This window comes from Vibrio ichthyoenteri ATCC 700023 (assembly GCF_000222605.1).
GTDB lineage: Bacteria > Pseudomonadota > Gammaproteobacteria > Enterobacterales > Vibrionaceae > Vibrio > Vibrio ichthyoenteri.
In genome coordinates this window covers 36,388-54,704 of sequence record NZ_AFWF01000086.1, presented here as the reverse complement: position 1 = coordinate 54,704, position 18,317 = coordinate 36,388, and the positions used below count along the sequence as shown (strand labels likewise).

Annotated in this window: 6 protein-coding genes; 3 read left to right on the top strand and 3 right to left on the bottom strand. The window is 45.1% G+C overall.

The features are described from left to right. Positions 1-56 precede the first annotated feature (56 nt). Together RH85_RS07270 and RH85_RS07265 are read left to right on the top strand one after the other, a co-directional pair. Positions 57-908 (top strand): mechanosensitive ion channel family protein, encoded by an 852-nt coding sequence (locus tag RH85_RS07270; RefSeq protein ID WP_006711564.1) that lies wholly within the window; start codon positions 57-59, stop codon positions 906-908. A 291-nt stretch (positions 909-1,199) separates the two neighbouring features. Next, positions 1,200-3,230 (top strand): EAL domain-containing protein, encoded by a 2,031-nt coding sequence (locus RH85_RS07265; protein WP_006711563.1) that lies wholly within the window; start codon positions 1,200-1,202, stop codon positions 3,228-3,230. Between the two features lie 41 nt (positions 3,231-3,271). Here RH85_RS07265 and arsB read toward each other — a convergent pair whose 3' ends face one another. The 3 genes from arsB to RH85_RS07250 form a co-directional block, all read right to left on the bottom strand. Further along, on the bottom strand, positions 3,272-4,342 hold the full coding sequence (gene arsB / locus RH85_RS07260; protein ID WP_006711562.1) for an ACR3 family arsenite efflux transporter: 1,071 nt from the start codon (positions 4,340-4,342) through the stop codon (positions 3,272-3,274). 75 nt (positions 4,343-4,417) lie between these two features. Beyond that, a complete protein-coding gene (locus RH85_RS07255; RefSeq protein WP_039948821.1) occupies positions 4,418-4,756 on the bottom strand; it encodes an ArsR/SmtB family transcription factor in 339 nt (112 codons plus the stop codon). Between the two features lie 103 nt (positions 4,757-4,859). Further along, positions 4,860-5,477 carry a PGAP1-like alpha/beta domain-containing protein gene (locus RH85_RS07250; RefSeq protein WP_039948809.1) on the bottom strand — a complete coding sequence of 206 codons (618 nt, stop codon included), beginning with the start codon at positions 5,475-5,477 and terminating at the stop codon, positions 4,860-4,862. A 354-nt stretch (positions 5,478-5,831) separates the two neighbouring features. Between RH85_RS07250 and RH85_RS07245 the strand changes: the two genes are divergently transcribed. Further along, a complete protein-coding gene (locus tag RH85_RS07245) occupies positions 5,832-18,062 on the top strand; it encodes an Ig-like domain-containing protein (RefSeq protein WP_138956452.1) in 12,231 nt (4,076 codons plus the stop codon). Positions 18,063-18,317 lie beyond the last annotated feature (255 nt).

Genomic DNA, 18,317 nt, shown 5'->3' with positions numbered 1-18,317 from the left:
AATTTATGCTGAAAAGTAAAAATAAAGTAACCACATAGTATTGATAGGAGTAGATCGTGGAGAAAGTACAAGTTGTTATCGATTTTCTTCTAACTCACAAGCTAGCATTTTCAGCTCTGATTATATTGTTGATCTCGCTTGTACGACGTATTACCTTGGCTAAAATTCGCGGAGATGTCGCCTTTTTATCCGAAGATCAACGCAATTGGATGTCCAGAACGAAAAATGGTGCATTTGCGGCGACGGTGCTTACGCTATTCATTTTGTGGCAGTCGGAAATTAATGAATTTGCTTTGTCATTGACGGCAATTGCTGTTGCTGTTGTGGTGGCAAGTAAAGAAATCATCTTATGTTTTACGGGCTCGATTCAACGTGCGAGTTCGCGTTCTTTTCGAATTGGCGATTGGATTGAAGTGGGAAAACTTTGTGGCGAGGTGATCGAACACAATATGATGGCCACAGTAATACAAGAAATCGATCTATATCATGGCCAGTACCACTTTACCGGTAAAACGGCCACTTTACCCAACAGTATGTTTTTTACTTATCCTGTCAAAAATCTTAACTTCATGAAGCGCTATGTCTACCACGATTTTAGTATTGTGGTGAGAGATTTTGTGAATTTGTATCCGCTACTACCTAGCCTAAATCTTAAGGTCGAAGAACACTGTCAATCATTCATCGAAGTGGCGCGCCGCTATAACTCGGTTATCGAAAAACATGCTGGAGTTGACTTGCCAGGTTCGGAACCTCACATCCATATCAACAGCACCGCCACAGGCGAACAGGCTGTCCATGTCATGTTGTTTTGCCCTACAGAACAAGCCAATCATCTTGAACAATTAATTCGCCAAGATTTTATGGAAATGTACACGCAACGATTTGATGAAAATAAAGAAGGAATATAAATTAAGTGGCTGTTATTTATGGGATAAATGCATAATAGCCCATCCTAACTACTTCAAATCGTAACGATAAAATATCGCAATGGAAATATTGCGGTATAGAAGGTAACGTGCGCCTGCTTGCTTATTCATAATATTAAACAAAATTAGCAACGATGCTCTCAGCGAGCAGTCAGTATGGCGCAACTGTTGAAAGATCAACTACTCTCGGGTACGACGACTCAAGGATAGATTCGGTGCGGCATTTTTTTCTAAAAATATTGCTTAGTGCAAATATTGGAAATTGAAGCCCCAATGAACACAAAATCATTTTATCGCATATTCTCTAAAACATCGGAAAACGACTACATTAATGGCTTATGTAATGTCTTTCTGATGCTTTTGCCTATCAGTTTGTTATCAGCGTTTTGTATGTTGATCAGTACTGGCTTATCTATGGCCGGTTTCACATTGGTAGCTGGAAAAATACAATTTATTAGCACACTGGTTTGGAAGCTGTTTCCGATTCTACTCGTGGTCTACTATTCACAGTTTTTGGCGACGTTGCACAAAACCTCTCGGGCGAATGTGATTACGCCAGCATTGCTAATATATGTCATCCTTGGCCATGAATGGGGAATGCTCCAGGCGGGCTCTATCATTCCGACTAACTATCCACTCGCGATTATTATTCCGTTGCTAGTGAGTAAAACCACTCAAATCTTCGAAAAGAAGAAACTGTTTGTTGAGTCTGAACTGCCGAATGTTGTTGATCAAACGATCAACTTGGTGGGGGCGGCGATGTTTATGGTCGTTCTTTATGTGGGAGCAGGTGTGCTACTTAAAGGATGGGTGATTTCAAGCGGTGAATTTTTCAAGCTTATTCCTAGCTTAAACGAGTACTCTCTAGGTGATGCGATGCTTTATGAGTTAGCGCGCAATATGTTTTGGAGTATCGGCATTAATGGTCATATTGTACTGGCACCACTAAAAAGTGAACTTTACGAGTTTTCAGCGCAAAGTTACAACTTATACGCGGATTTTGGTGTTCCGTTACCTATTTTGACCAGCAATTTTTATGATATTTATGCTGGAATGGGCGGGGCTGGTAACACGCTAAGTCTGGTTTTATGTATGCTGTTTTTCACCAAAAACAAAGGTTATCGAACACTCGCATTTGCCACCTTAGTATTGAGTCTGTTTAATATCAATGAGCCTATTTTATTCGGCTTACCGGTGATTTTTAATCCATTGCTAATTGTGCCTTTCTTGTTGGCTCCATTAGCGGGGTTACTGCTTGCCTACTTAGCGACTTCGCTTGGGTTGGTTTCGCCGGTCGAAACATTTGTAAGCTGGATGACGCCAGCATTATTAAGCGGCTATAACGCAACCGGAAATGACCTCGCTGCTGTGTTATTGCAAGCGGTGATTATCCTTGTTGGTATGATCATTTACCTGCCATTTTTTAAGCAAATGGATAAGGTGATCGGCACCAATGCCATTTTTACTAAAGGTTTATCAGATAACTTTTTCAACTACCGTGATATGGGCCAAAGCCGCACAGTGATGGGAATGCTGCCGCAGATGAGTGCCAATCTTGCTGCGCAAAGACATATCAGTCAGTTGCAAACCTCGGGTGATTTTGTCTTATTTTACCAACCCCAAGTGGATATGCAGCGAGATAAAATTAATTCGTTGGAAGTGTTGATTCGCCATAAGGGTTATGACGGTAAGATTACGCCACCCACGTTTTTATCAAGCTTTACTAAGTTAGGCCTGTCTTCTGAAGTGGACTTATGGGTCGTTAAACAAGCGTTGGAAGAGGTAAGTCCGCTGGCGGTCGATCCGGAATTTAAAGTCTCGATCAATATATCGCCAGATACATTCTTAATAGAGAATTTCGCTAAAATCGTGATTCGTATGATTGAGCAGAGTAACTTGTCGTTTAAACAAGTTGAATTTGAGATTACTGAAGATTTACTGATTCAAGACGAACAAACAACATGGAACGTGCTGCAAGAGCTGCGTGGTATCGGCATTAAAATCGCTCTGGATGACTTTGGCGCTGGCTACTCATCGATTGGTTATTTAAGTCGTTACGAATTTGATAAAGTGAAAATCGACCGTTCGTTGGTGCTGAATCTGAAACAAAAAAATGGCAAAGAGATGTTTAGTCTTACTAGCCAATTAGTTCGTACGATTGGTGCTGAAATTGTGGTCGAAGGTGTGGAAGAACAAGACGAAATTGATTTTATGCAGCAACAAGGGATACACCTTATTCAAGGTTACTATTTCTATAAACCGATGCCGTTGTCTGACATTATCGAGCAAAAGTTATTTCACTAAAAACTAAAAAAGAGGACGTTAAGTCCTCTTTTTATTATCGGTTATTTGGCCATTGACTTGATTGAATAGTTTTGCTTCAAGCGTAACGCGACATTAACTAACGCAATAAGCACGGGAACCTCAATCAGTGGCCCGATAACGCCAGCAAATGCTTGGTCTGAATTTAGGCCAAATACAGCGATTGAAACAGCAATCGCTAACTCAAAGTTATTGCCAGTAGCAGTGAAAGCAATCGACGCATTTTTGTCGTACTCGATACCCATTCGCTTACCGACATAGAAGCTGACAAAGAACATCACCACAAAGTAGATTGTTAATGGCACTGCCACACGCACGACGTCCATAGGTAGCTCGAGAATCATTTCTCCTTTTAAGCTAAACATCAGCACAATCGTACCCAATAGCGCAATTAATGTAATCGGTGAAATGCGAGGGATAAAGACGTTGTTGTACCAATCGTTACCTTTTGCTTTTACTAACCATTTGCGACTGAGAAAACCCGCAAGGAAGGGGATACCCAGATAAATCAATACGCTTTCAGCGATATCTAAAATGGAGATATCTACGTCGAAGCCTTGGTAGCCAAACAATGGGGGTAGTACGGTGATAAATAGCCAAGCCATAAAGCTATAAGTGACAATCTGAAACGCACTGTTGATTGCGACTAATGCTGCACCGTATTCTTTATTACCACCACCAATATCATTCCAAACAAGCACCATGGCGATGCAACGAGCTAAACCAATCAGTATGATGCCGACCATATACCCAGGTTTATCTGCAAGGAAGGTGATCGCAAGGATAAACATCAAAATTGGGCCGACAATCCAGTTCATAAACAATGATAGCTTGATGGCTTGTTTGTCTTTTCGCACCTTACCCAGCAGGCTGTAATCGACTTTTGCGAGTGGCGGGTACATCATCAAAATTAGGCCGATGGCTAAAGGGATGTTAGTACTGCCGATGGACATGGCTTGGTTCCATTGCGCGACCTGTGGCCATAAGGCGCCGATTCCCACGCCGATAGCCATGGCTAGAAATATCCAAATAGTTAAATATCGGTCTAGAAAACTCATTGATGGTGGCGTGATTGCTACAGTTTGATTGCTCATTTTTCTTTCTCTTCGTTTATCGTCGAAAGGCGATTGATTGGAGCGGTTAAAGTTAGGTGGTAAAAACCACCTGAATTAGCTTAGTAGTTGTTGGAACAGTTCAGCAAATGTCGTTGCCGCTTGACGATCGATTCGATAACACATTTTTGGTGGCATCGGCTCAGCAATGATAAACCCTGCGTGTTTTAAAATGCGCAGATGCTCGGATACTGTTGATTGGGCAAGGCCTAATTCAGATACTAAGTCACTGTTGAGACAACCACCAAGATTATCAAGTGTGAACAATATTTTTAAAATACGAACACGAGCAGGGTGTGCCAATGCTTTAGCAAGAGCGGCAAGCTTTTGCTCATTTTCTAGTTGGGTTTGATTGACAACTAATGCAGTGGCGTTGATCTCGTTACAGTTACTCATAGGCATGTTATATAGTTTATCGTCGAATGGCGATGATATTAGCGCGTTCAGATTTTTTGATCAAGCATTGCGCGCGATAAACATCAATTGTGAGGGCGTGAATCTAGCGCAGAAACATGTCGTGTTGACTAAAATGTTGGATTTGTTTGGGAACAAATGCGCTATAGATCAGGCTGGTGTGGCTTCTTGGGGTCTGAATGTGATCCGTCATGCCATCAATTTTAGTTTCATCAACGGTCACTGTGCCATCTGACTGAATTGAATTGTCCATCATGAGTAGAGTGCGAGCACCAAGCGGGAGAGTGCCAGCAATACAACCGAGCTTTTGTGGGAACTCCCAACGGTCGTCATGCAAATTTAAGCCATGTTGTGGCGCATTGCCGAGTATAGAAGAGAAGCCTAGTTGTTTAATACGCTCTACGATTGAGGCTCCTTTTATGGGGGTTCCAATGGTCACAATATGGCTGATTATTTCAGTGCTTGGCCGGCGAGAAGCCAAGTAGTGCTTGATGACCAGTCCTCCTAAACTGTGGCCAACTAATAAGTTAGTCATATCACTTGAAAGAGCGCCATCAATTTTTTCGAATATGCTGTCTTGATCGATGGCAATACTATTGTAAGTAATGGTCTGAGTGTCAAAACCTAACTCACGCAGTTTTCGGCTTAAGGGCTGCATAACAATTGCGTGCATGTATAAACCGTGCAGTATTATAACCTTCATCGGTGCTCTCATCGCTAACATAAAGACTGGTCTAAATTGCCAGAATTTGAGTAATAAAACAATGTTCATTAGCGTGTTGTTTGAAGTAAAAATGGGTTGAAAAAGGCCAAATTTAACTTTCCTATGTTTACAACATCAGAACAAACGTTATTCAGTCGTAATAAACGAGTTTGTGCATTGACGCTACGAGATTACTCATCGTTATTCTGAAATACCGAGCGGTTTCGCTCTGTCGACGTCTCAAATCTGGTACTTTTCGATGTCATATCCTGTATTGGCTACGATTTGAACTAATATTAAGTGAGCCGATCTGTACGGCTAGAATATGGTTTGGGATGCGTGATAGGTGGTTTTATGGGATTCGGGGCTTATATATCAATGGGTAATATCGCTGGTGCGATGATAATCGGAGCAGATGGTAATGTAAAAGTGCTTCAGGAAGGAGAAAATCCGCAGCCTGGAGACGTAATATTATTGCCAGATGGTACCTTTACCGAGGCGGGAGCGCCGGTCGTGAACGCGGCGATCGCTCAAGAAGATGGATCGTTGCGCGATGTCACTGATGATGTCCAACAAATTATTGCGGCCTTAGAAGATGGGCAAGATCCAACCCAGGTTGATGAAGAATTCGATCCTGCGGCCGGTGAAGAGAGTGGTTCCAGTGGCACAAGTCTAGATTCAGTGCAAAGAACGGGTGATGAAGCAATAGCCCAAACTAATTTCGAGACTCAAGGTTTTGAAGGGATAGGCTTATCCCGTACTCAAAGCTTGGGTCTGGTTGATCGTATCTTATCGTTCTTTGAGACAGCGGCTCCTGATACACCACCTCAAGCACAGGATTTCAACGTATCTCTCGACGCTAATGGTCGCGCCGCTATTGTCTTTAACGATGATGTCGAACCAAGCAATGACAATATTTCTGATGCGGAAGACGACCCAGCTAACACGCCTCTGTCTGTTGTGATTACCAGTTTGCCCGAGTCGGGGATCTTGCTTTATGACGGCGAACCGTTGACTGTCGATGACCTGACCCAATTTGATGAAAATGGTAATGCGATTGGTGATCTTAAAACCTTCGATCCAGACTTATTCACCTATCAGAATGATAACGAGTCGACCGGATTCATTTTAGGGGTTAAAGAAGAACCAGAGGGTTTAGAGGGAGGACGAAGTACGACGTCATTCTTGAACTGGGGTGAGCCAGTTGATGGTGACCCAACCCAACGAGTTCTGAGCTTTGAAGGCAGTGATGATGTCATCACAATTTCCGCCATCTCCGACAATGATCAAGCGCTTAGCCAGTATTTTGGAGATAAGAATCATGTTGGCTATGGTCTTGGTGTCGGCGGAGGCAACGGGATACAAGAAGGAGAGACGATCTCAATCGATATGTCTCAACGTCCATCCGATTCTGTCACCTTGGGCCTTGATGGTATGGGGGGGTATTTTAATCCGGACCATCCAACCAATCCAACTAGCGTGCTTATTACGGTCTATCTTGACGAAGGTGGACCAATAGTAAAAGAAATCACTAAGGACACGACGGGCAATAGCGAACTGTTTAAAGAGATAGAAATCTTTGCGTCAGAAGGACAAGAAGGCGCTTCAATTATCGGTGTTGACGTTTCTACTATTGGTAACGGCAACTGGGAGCTGCGCTACTTTGAGGCTAATCCCGCCGAGGATACCTTTGATTATCGTGCGGTAGACAGTGACAATAACGTCAGTGAAGAGAGTACAGTCAGTCTTGTTGAAGCAGAGAACACGCCGCCGATTGCGACCGATGATCCGGTGGGATTTGAAGTCTCGTTAGGTCAGTTTAACGGTGACGATTGGACGAACCCCGATGCGCAAGTCAGCGGTAGTTACCAAGGTGATGACAAAGACATTACCGAGAGTGGCGTGAAACGTGGCGTTGCTGGTGATGAAAATGGCGGGCCAGGCGCGCAAATTCAATACAACCGTGAAGAAGGTGAGTCTGAGCAGTTCACTATTGATTTGGATAAGCCAGTGACTGAGTTTACGTTCTCAGTATCGAATCTATTCCAAAACGAAGGCGGTTCAGGTAACCACGAGCAAGGCAAATGGGTGGCTTACTTCGGTGACAACGCGGTTGCTAGTGGTATGTTTGTGGCCAACGAAGGCAACAGTAACGGTACCTACAGCTTTGATGAAACCGCCCTAGGCGGCGTGGCATTTGACCGTATTGTGTTTGAGTCGGTGGATTTTGTTAATGAACCAAGCCGTGGTTCAGACTCTTCCGATTACTTCCTAACTGGCTTTAAAGCGTCGAGTGATGGCGCTTATGTTGCAAACCAAGGTGAAGTGCTGCAAATACCAGTCTCTGAATTACTGGGCAATGATGCTGATCCTGATGGTGATAATATCCGCTTTACCCATGTATCGGATGCCAATAATGCCAATATTTGGATTGAAGATGGCATCGTCTATATCGATTTAGATGATAACTTTACCGGCGATACCCATTTTGATTATGTCATCACTGACGATAAAGGCGGCTTTGATGAAGCCAAAGTATCAATCATTGTTAATCCTCTGCCAACGCCCGTGGATGTGGACTCCATTGAGATGCTCGATACCACTGTGGTGGAAGGTGACAATCTAGTTTATCAAGTGGCACTTGAAGATGGCGTGCTTGAAGAAACCCGTTACAGCATTGAATTTGGTGCCAACGACGATACCGCAACCGACAACGATGTTGACTTAAGTCAGGCTCAATTTACCAATGGTGTGACGTTTGACCCTATTACCAATGAAATTGTTGTCCCGATAGGTATCAGCAATTTCAGTATTGTCATTCCAACCTTAGTGGATGGTATTTACGAACTCACCGAAGATTACACCTTAACAGTGGGTGGCGTGAGTGGTGAAGGTAACATCGAAAACGTCGATATACCTTTGGTACAAGTGTCAGATGATGTGGATGTGAGCGAAGGGCAAGATGCAGTGTTTACCGTGTCACTGAGCACCCCAACCGAAGCGCCAACCACCATCAACTTAGGTATTAATCATATCTCGACAGAAAGCGACGACATCGGCGCCATGCTGGTTGAGTTTGAAGGCAACAACGGTTGGGAAGTGCTGACTGTGGCCAATAATGGAGATGTGGTTCTGCCGGCGGGCGTGAACGAAGTTCGCGTGACGGTCGCAACGACGGATGATAACAATGCACCAATATACGAAGGCGCAGAAAGCTTTGAGCTTACTGCCAGTGGTGTAGTGGGCGCACAAGGTAATGATAAAGGCGTTGCGACCATCTTTGATGATGGCAGCGTCGATCCAAGTGGGCCAACCCCAGCGGATGATGATCGTCCGGTTGTGACTAGCGTTAGCGAGCCGACCGTCGAAGAAGGCAACATTGCTACTTTCGATGTGACCTTGTCATCAAGCAGCACCACCAGCACCGCCATTACACTGACACTATCTGAAGGTTCTGCATCTGATCCCGATGATTTTAATGGCAGTCAAGTGACGGTCAAGTTTGGCGCCACAACGCAAGTTCTGCCAGTGGCCAATGACGGAACGGTGCAATTTGATTTACCAGCAGGAGAGTCTGAATTTGAAGTGCTGGTGCAAACCAACGATGACGTTATTGTTGATAATAACGAGACATTTAATCTAGCGGCAACAACCGAATATCAACAAAGCGATGTGGATGGTGATGCCACCATTACCGATGATGTTGATCCTGCCATTGTGACCCTTACTGGACCGGAATCGGTGATGGAAGGAGACTCAACAGGGCAATTTACTATCACGTTGAGTGATCCAGCAAAACCTTTGGCAACACCGTTGGCTCCGGCTGGTAGCATCATTACCTTAAGCTACAGCTATGTGAATGCCGATGGTGATGACATTGTCGAAGTGGCACAAGCGATTGTTAACCCTGATGGCTATACGGCTAATTTTACGATTGATACCGTGCAAGATGATGTTTATGAAGAAGGCCAAGCCTTCACGGTTTCGGTGGTGTCGGTAACCGATGACCAAAACAACAATATCTTTGAAGCGTTGGATTTAAGTGATGCTAGCCAGCATGTGTTGATTGATGACAGCAAAGACAATCCACCAGAAGCAGAAGACTTTGATGTCGCTCTCGATTCAAATGGTAGTGCTGCGATTGTCTTTAATGATGATGTGAATGCTGACAACGACCACATTTCTGATCAAGAAGACGATTCTGCCAATACGCCACTAGGTGTGGTGATCACCAGTCTGCCAGAGTCTGGCGTGCTGTTTTATGATGGTCAACCTCTCGATGAGAGTGACTTGACTCAATTTGATGACAACGGCGAGGTGATTGGCGAGCTGAAAACCTTCGACCCAACGTTGTTTACCTACGAAAACGACGATCAATCAACCGGCTTCTTCCTGGGCGTAAAAGAAGAGCCCGAAGGCTTTGAAGGCGATGAAAGTACCACATCGTTCCTTAACTGGGGTGAGCCGGTCGATGGTGACCCAACACAGCGCGTGCTGACCTTTGAAGGCAGCGATGACGTGATCCGTATCACCGCTGAGTCCAACAACGACCAACCACTGACGCAATACTTTGGTGACAAAAACCATATTGGTTACGGTCTGGGTGTGGGCAATGGTGATGGGATTCAAGCGAACGAATCGATCGTGATTGATATGTCTGAACGTCCTGCAGATTCGGTCACGCTGGGTCTGGATGGTTTAGGCGGATGGTTCTATGAAGGACAACAAGCCAACCCAACCAGCGTCTTGATCACCGTTTATCTCGATGATGGCAGCACAATTGTCAAAGAGGTCACCAAAGAGACCTCAGGCAATACTGACTTGTTCAAAGAAATAGAAATTTTTGCTTCAGAAGGCCAAGAAGGCGCGCAAATCACCAGTGTGGAAGTCTCTACCATTGGTAACGGTAACTGGGAACTGCGCTACTTTGAAGCGAATCCTGCGGATGATAGCTTTGATTACCGCGCTGTCGACAGTGATGATAACGTCAGTGAAGAACGGACGGTCAGCCTTGTTGAAGCCGATAATACCCCACCAATTGCAACCGATGATCCGGTGGCGTTTGAAGTCGAACTGGGTAAATTCAATGGCGACGATTGGATCCATCCCGATGCGCAAGTCAGCGGCAGTTACCAAGGTGATGACAAAGGCATTACCGAGAGTGGCGTGAAACGCGGTGTCGAGGGCGATGAAAACGGTGGTCCAGACGCGCAAATTCAATATAACCGTGAAGAGGGCGAATCGGAGCAATTTAGAATTGATCTTGATGAGCCCGTGACCGAGTTTACTTTCTCTGTCTCAAATCTATTTAAAGACGAAGGCGGTAACGGCAACCACGAGCAAGGCAAATGGGTGGCTTATTTCGGTGATAATGCGGTTGCCAGCGGTTTATTTATCGCTAACGAAGGCAGCAGTAATGGCACCTACAGCTTTGATGAAACCGCACTAGGCGGTGTAGCGTTTGACAGCATCGTGTTTGAGGCGGTGGATTTTGTTAACGAACCAAGCCGAGGATCGGATTCATCGGATTACTTCCTGACCGGCTTTAAAGCGTCAAGCGATGGCGCGTATGTCGCCAATCAAGGCGACGTATTGCAAATCCCGGTTTCTGAGCTGCTGGGTAATGATGCTGATCCTGATGGTGATAGTATCCGCTTTACCCATGTATCGGATGCCAATAATGCCAACATTTGGATTGAAGATGGCATTGTCTATATCGATTTGGATGATGATTTTACCGGCGATACCCATTTTGATTATGTCATCACTGACGATAAAGGCGGCTTTGATGAAGCCAAAGTCTCAATCATTGTTAATCCTCTGCCAACGCCCGTGGATGTGGACTCCATTGAGATGCTCGATACCACTGTGGTGGAAGGGGACAATCTAGTTTATCAAGTGGCACTTGAAGATGGCGTGCTTGAAGAAACCCGTTACAGCATTGAATTTGGTGCCAACGACGATACCGCAACCGACAACGATGTTGACTTAAGTCAGGCTCAATTTACCAATGGTGTGACGTTTGACCCTATTACCAATGAAATTGTTGTCCCGATAGGTATCAGCAATTTCAGTATTGTCATTCCAACCTTAGTGGATGGTATTTACGAACTCACCGAAGATTACACCTTGAGCATTGGTGGTGTGAGTGGTGAAGGGAACATTGAAAACGTTGATATACCTTTGGTACAAGTGTCAGATGATGTGGATGTGAGCGAAGGACAAGACGCCGTGTTTATCGTGTCATTGACCACCCCAACTGAAGCGCCAACCACCATCAACTTAGGTATTAATCATATCTCGACAGAAAGCGACGACATCGGCGCCATGCTGGTTGAGTTTGAAGGCAACAACGGTTCGGAAGTGCTGACTGTGGCCAATAATGGTGATGTGGTTCTGCCGGCGGGCGTGAACGAAGTTCGCGTGACTGTCGCAACGACGGATGATAACAATGCACCAATATACGAAGGCGCAGAAAGCTTTGAGCTTACCGCTAGTGGTGTAGTGGGCGCACAAGGTAATGATAAAGGCGTTGCGACCATCTTTGATGATGGCAGTGTCGATCCAAGCGGGCCAACCCCAGCGGATGATGACCGTCCGGTTGTGACTGGCGTTAGCGAACCGACCGTCGAAGAAGGCAATATCGCTACTTTCGATGTGACCTTGTCATCAAGCAGCACCACAGATACAACCATCACCCTAACTCTCGCGGAAGGCAATGCGACGACTCCTGAAGACTTTGATGGTACGGAGTTGAGTGTCCAATTTGGTTCGACCACACAAGTCCTTAGCGTCGGTAATGACGGAACGGTGCAGTTTATACTTCCAGCTGGTGAGTCTGAGTTCGATGTTCTTGTGCAAACGACAGATGATAACGTATCTGATAACAACGAAGTCTTTATGTTGTCGGCAAGCACTCAGTATCAACAAGGCGTAGAGGAAGGACTGGCGACGATAACTGACAACGAATCTCCGACTCTAGATTTGGATGGAAGTCAGTATCAAATTGAGTTTGTCAGCGAAAGCGCCGGATATCAAAATGTGTTTGGCTACTATGTCTATGACGACACAAGTGATACGCAGCAGCTAATGATATTGATGGACGACTCCCATGACTACAAAGGCAATGTTGTAGACCCTGTACTCGGTCAACTTGATAGCTTGGATAATGTCGGTTATTTCCTCATCCCAGATGCTGCGGATGTGATTAGCAGTGCACCTGCTAACGCAGAGTTCACGACGAGTGATATGGGAGAGCTGTTGATTAATGGTGCGGTCGTACCAAACCAGACCGTATTCTCAACCCATGGCGAGAATTCGACCATCCGAGTATCTGAAGACAATGATGGAAATACCGTCTTGAGCTTTGATGATCAACTAGGCCATCCTCGTGATGACGATGATTACAACGACTTAGTGATTAAAGTTTCCAAACTCGACAGTAATGTGGATTATCAAACCACCTTCACCGAAGGGGATGATCCGGTCTCCATTGCTGACTTGGACGCAGATATATTCGATGACCATGACCGTATTACGACCATGGAAGTTACTTTAGTCAATAAATTTGATGGTGACAGCTTAACACTGCCCGCCAACACCAGCGGCTTTACGATTGGTCAAAGTGTGCTTGCATCTTCGATTGTACTAACGGTGACGGCCGATGATCCAAATGGCCTGTCTGCTTCCGAATTTGAAGCGTTTTTAAAACAAATTGGCTTTGAAAACAGCAGTGAAAATCCTGATGAAACAGACCGAACGGTGACGGTTAAAGTGACCGATGATGCGGGGCAAGAGTCGAATACGGCAACCACTACGGTTCAAGTTATCGAAGTGTCGGATTTAGATGTTGATGATAGCGCTGCAGGCCAAGAAGATACGGCAATCGCGCTTGATATTACACTACCAGCGGATAGCTCGGTGGTGGAAATTGTTATCAAAGATATCCCTGATGGCGCCGTGCTCGCTTCCGATGGCAATGAAATTAGTGTGATTAATGGCATGGCCTCATTGTCACCAAACCAACTCGATCTATTGACGATTACGCCTCCTGAACACAGCGATGTCAACTTTAGCCTCCGAGTTGAAGGATATACTGCAAACGATACGGTAATAGAAGACCATATTATTGATGTCGACGTGGAAGCGGTGACTGATACGCCAAATCTAGATATCGAAGGCGCGGAGATTCTGTCCTTCCATAATTTCGATACGATTGATTTGGATGGTCAGTCGTGGAGAGGAAATATTGACTCACAAGAGCTTACCGATGCGGATGTTGTCGAAGGCATCAGCGACGGCGCTGAAGGCGTTTGGGGAACAGACAATAACAGTGGTAATCAAGACTACAATGAAGTCGGTAAGGAAACGGTTTATCGAGGTAATGCTGGCGAACAAGGCAATAATGTTTATGAGCTAGAAGGCCGTAATGGAGATGACCAACTCTTTACACAATTTGAGGGCGAGGCGGGGCAGTTTTATGCCTTGTCATTTGATGTGGCCGCTCGTCGTTTAGATGATTCACCTATGACCATTTTCTTAGAAAACAGCCAAGGTGAACGGACCATATTGTTTGAATATACCGATCAACAAAGTCTAACGTGGAGTAGTGAAACACTTAACTTCCAAACGCCAGATGATGGTCAGTATAAAGTGGTGTTTGAATCGGAAACATCGGCCAACAGCTACGGCGCTTTACTGGATGATATTAAATTAGGAACTCTCGATAATGTTGGTTACGAGGACAGCTACATTGCGCTCAGTGACATTGTAGTGGGATTGGTTGATACCGACGGTTCAGAGACATTGACCACTGAACTTGATTTAGGAGCATTCCCAGCAGGCACCGTCATTAAGGCCCCTGATGGTAGCGATCTGACACCTGACGGTAGCGGTAAAATTGATATTACCGCTTGGCAAAATGATCTTTCGGAACTGTTTATTAATGTTCCTGAACCGGGAAATTATCCACTTGGCGTTTCTGTCTCCTCTCAAGACAACGCGCCAGGTGTGGTAGAAACCGTTGATAAGGTTATTAACGTGACGGTATTGCCTGTGCTTGATGCACAGAGCAAACAAATTGAAATTATCGAAGACTCTGAGCACATTCTAACGCTAAACGATCTTGGCATCACAGATCCTGATGCAACATTATTTGTCACTCAGCTATCAAGTAATGGTCAATACGAGTTGCAAACGGCGCCTGATACTTGGGAACCCATTGCGGAGCGTGACAGAATCGATGGTTCTGAGATAGCGGCAGGAAACGTACGCTTTGTTCCTGCTGAACATGAAACAGGTTATGACCAATATCCAAATGTGGGCGAAGGTAATCAATACCAAGATTACTCGAGTCTGGGCTTTATTTTGGAGAAAGGCGATGCGCGTAGTGAGGAAAATACCTTAACGATCGATGTCTCCCCGGTTGCCGATGCGCCAACCTTGTCGATTGTGACTCCGGATATCGTTTTCCCTGAGCAAAGTTTCAATATCTCTGAATGGGACAATGTGGTTGTGGACCCAATCTTTGGTCTTGGCAATGGTGTAGATGGCGATACCCTTGTCGAACAAATTAGCATGCTTGATATGACTCAAGCGACGCAATCGACAACCAATAACGCGCAAGAAACAGGCAGCGGCGCGACACCGGCGAACACGGCAGTGTTAGTGACTGGGCTTGTTTATCTAGAGGCTGGTAATACATACGACTTTACGGGTAAAGCTGACGATAGCTTAGCGATTAAAGTTGGCGGCGAATTGGTGGACGAAGCGCGTTGGGGCGTGAATAGCGGCCAGATTAACGGCAGTGAATTTATTCCTCCAGTAAGCGGTTTTTACCCAATTGAAATTTACCACCACAACCAAAGTGGTCCGGGTAATTTTGATGTCAACGTGTCGATTAATGGCGCTCCGGCCGTTGATTTAGCCAGCAGTAATCTACCAGTGGTACCTGACCAAGCGGCCTTGGAGAATACCGAACTGCGAACCTCAGCATTGCAAATTGTTGAAGGTGTAGAGGTGTACGAGGTGTATGCCTATAACGAAGGCTTGCAAGATACGGAGATTCCACTGTCTGAAATTACCACCGCATTGGTTGATACCGATAATTCGGAAGATTTAATGGTCGAGCTTAGTGGCTTACCGCAAGATGCAACCTTAAGTGATGGGGCGGGTAATAGCGTCAATGTTGATGCGAGCGGTATCGTGGGTGTGACCGGCTGGGATTTAACTCAGTTAACCGTTTTACCGCCATTAGGTGATGATAGTGACTTTATCATCACTGTGACATCAACGGCGAAAGAGCAATACTCAACCAGTGAAGCTGATTCGGTGGGTACGATACAAGTTGTCGTGCATGAAAACAAACCAACCACAACCGTTTCACAAACTCAAACCGTTGATGAAGATAATTCGGTATCGGGTAATGTACTCGATAGTGCGACGGATGAAGACAATGTACTTAGCATCGCTGGGTTCACTCTTGATAACGTCAATTACAATGTTGGTGAAGCCGTTAATTTGGCTTCAGGTACGTTGTTGATAGAGGCCAACGGTGACTACAGCTTTGAACCAAATGCAGATTGGTCTGGTTCTCTTCCTGTTATTACCTTTACGACTAATACGGGAGTGAGTGACACCTTAACCATTAATATCACCCCAGTGGCGGATGAACCAAGCGTATCGATTGTGTTTGGCGAATCGACGGTGAATGGACAAGGTGATATCGAAACGGAAGTTGATATAGCGGCATCTGTGAATGACCTTGATGGCAGTGAACAGATTCAATCAGTGGTAATTCAAGGTCTGCCTGCGACAGCTGTGGTGTCCGCTGGATACCAAGACGGCGTGAATTGGATATTGCCGGTGACTGGTTCTGCGGCAGAAACGTTCGATAACCTAGTGATTACCCATCCACAAGGTACGGTTCTCGATATCGATGTTACGGCGACCAGCACTGAAGTGGCCAATAATGATACTGCGACAAGCACTGAAAATGCTGCATCACAACAAGATATCTATGCCGATCAAGGTGGTGAAACGCCAATGACCTTGATGAGTTTGATCATCGACTCTTCGGGCAGTATGCGCAGCAAACCATTCTATAGTGATTCAGGCAATCCGGATCAAAATAAAATGAGAATGGAATTGGTGCTAGAAGCGTCAATAGAAATGCTTGAGCATGTTAATGCGCAAGAAGGCTCTGAAAATGTCCTAGTGCAGCTCATCGATTTTGATGATCAATTAACGGATGGGAAAGATGGGCAGAGTAACGATAATGCTGACCGTTCGGCTCAAAGTGAAGGTTGGATGACGGTTAACCAAGCGATTGCAATGTTAGGCTCTGCCTTGAGCAGTGTTGCTGATAGTAGCTATACAGGCGTGTTTGACCCTTCTGGTTACACTGATTACGAAGAAGCGGTTTATGGCGTGATGAATGGCTATGATGATGCCGCTCTTAATAGTGTTGATTTGACCAATACCAATGATGTGATCTTCTTCCTTAGTGATGGTAGTAATAACCGAGGTTGGGATTCAACAACCAACAGTGAGTGGGATGCCTTTATCGCGGATAAAGAGGTCACGTCTGTCGGGGTTGGTGTTCCATCCTCTATTCCTAAAGAGGGTTTAGAAGAGGTGGCTGGTTCTGGAAATATTCTTTATATACCAGATTCTAAAATCAAAACGGAGTTGCCAAAACTACGTCCAACCATTGGTTTACCGGGTACTCTTCTCGCAATGATTACCGGTATGGATGTCGAAGAAATTGTCATCAATGCGTCGAGTATTCAAGTTCTCCAAGAGATTGGAGTGAATGGTCAGGTCACCCCGGCATCGGTTACCACGAGAGTTGATATTGATGATCTTGTCGTAGAAACTGATTACGGTGATCTGCGCATCAAAGAGGATGGTTCATACTTCTTCCAACCCGATCCGACAGCCCCACAACTTGGAGCAGGTGAAGCGGTTGGTTACAACATCCTTTATACCGTGCTTGATACCAACGGAGTAGAGTCACAACATTTAGCAACCTTAAACATCAGCCAATCTGGTGATGTGAAAGCGGCTTCACCAAGCCTTAATGGTTCAACTGGTGATGACGTAATCACTGGCACAGATGGTGATGACGTGCTGCTTGGGCATCAAGGTGATGATGTGATTGATGGTGGTCTCGGTAATGACTTCCTATTTGGTGGCGATGGTGACGATGTGCTTATCGGTGGCTTAGGCAATGATGTACTTACTGGTGGTGCCGGTAACGATACCTTCCTATGGATGAATAGCGATCTGGATGGCGGACTTGATATCATTAGCGATTTCACGGTTAGCGAAGATAAGATCGATATTTCAGACTTACTAGGCCAGAACGAAACCATGGATGACTTATTCAGTAGTATTTCGGCGACGGTAGTCAATGATAATAACGTTGAGTTGACCATTACGCGTGATAATGGCAATAGTACTCAAACGATTCAGCTTGATGGTGTGGTGGATCAATTAAGCGGAATTGACAGTGGTAGCGGTAACATTACCGGTAGCGAACTAACTAACTTATTAACTGAGTTAATCAAACCTCAGGAAATATAATGAGAAAGGGCCGTAAGGCCCTTTTTTTAGAGGACCACAAAGTGAATAGATATTGCTGATGTGAACGATAGGCTCTTCGTTGGTTGGGGTGTGAAGCCGAAAAATGGCATCGTGTGCGCTTTGAATGAGCATTTGCATGCCAATCAGGTCAAAATCAGCCCCATCAAACGAGTAACAATGCGAATACTACTTTCACCGAGTGAATCGGCCTGCAAGGATTGGGAGTACGCTGTTAATAATGACTCTGTTATGTTC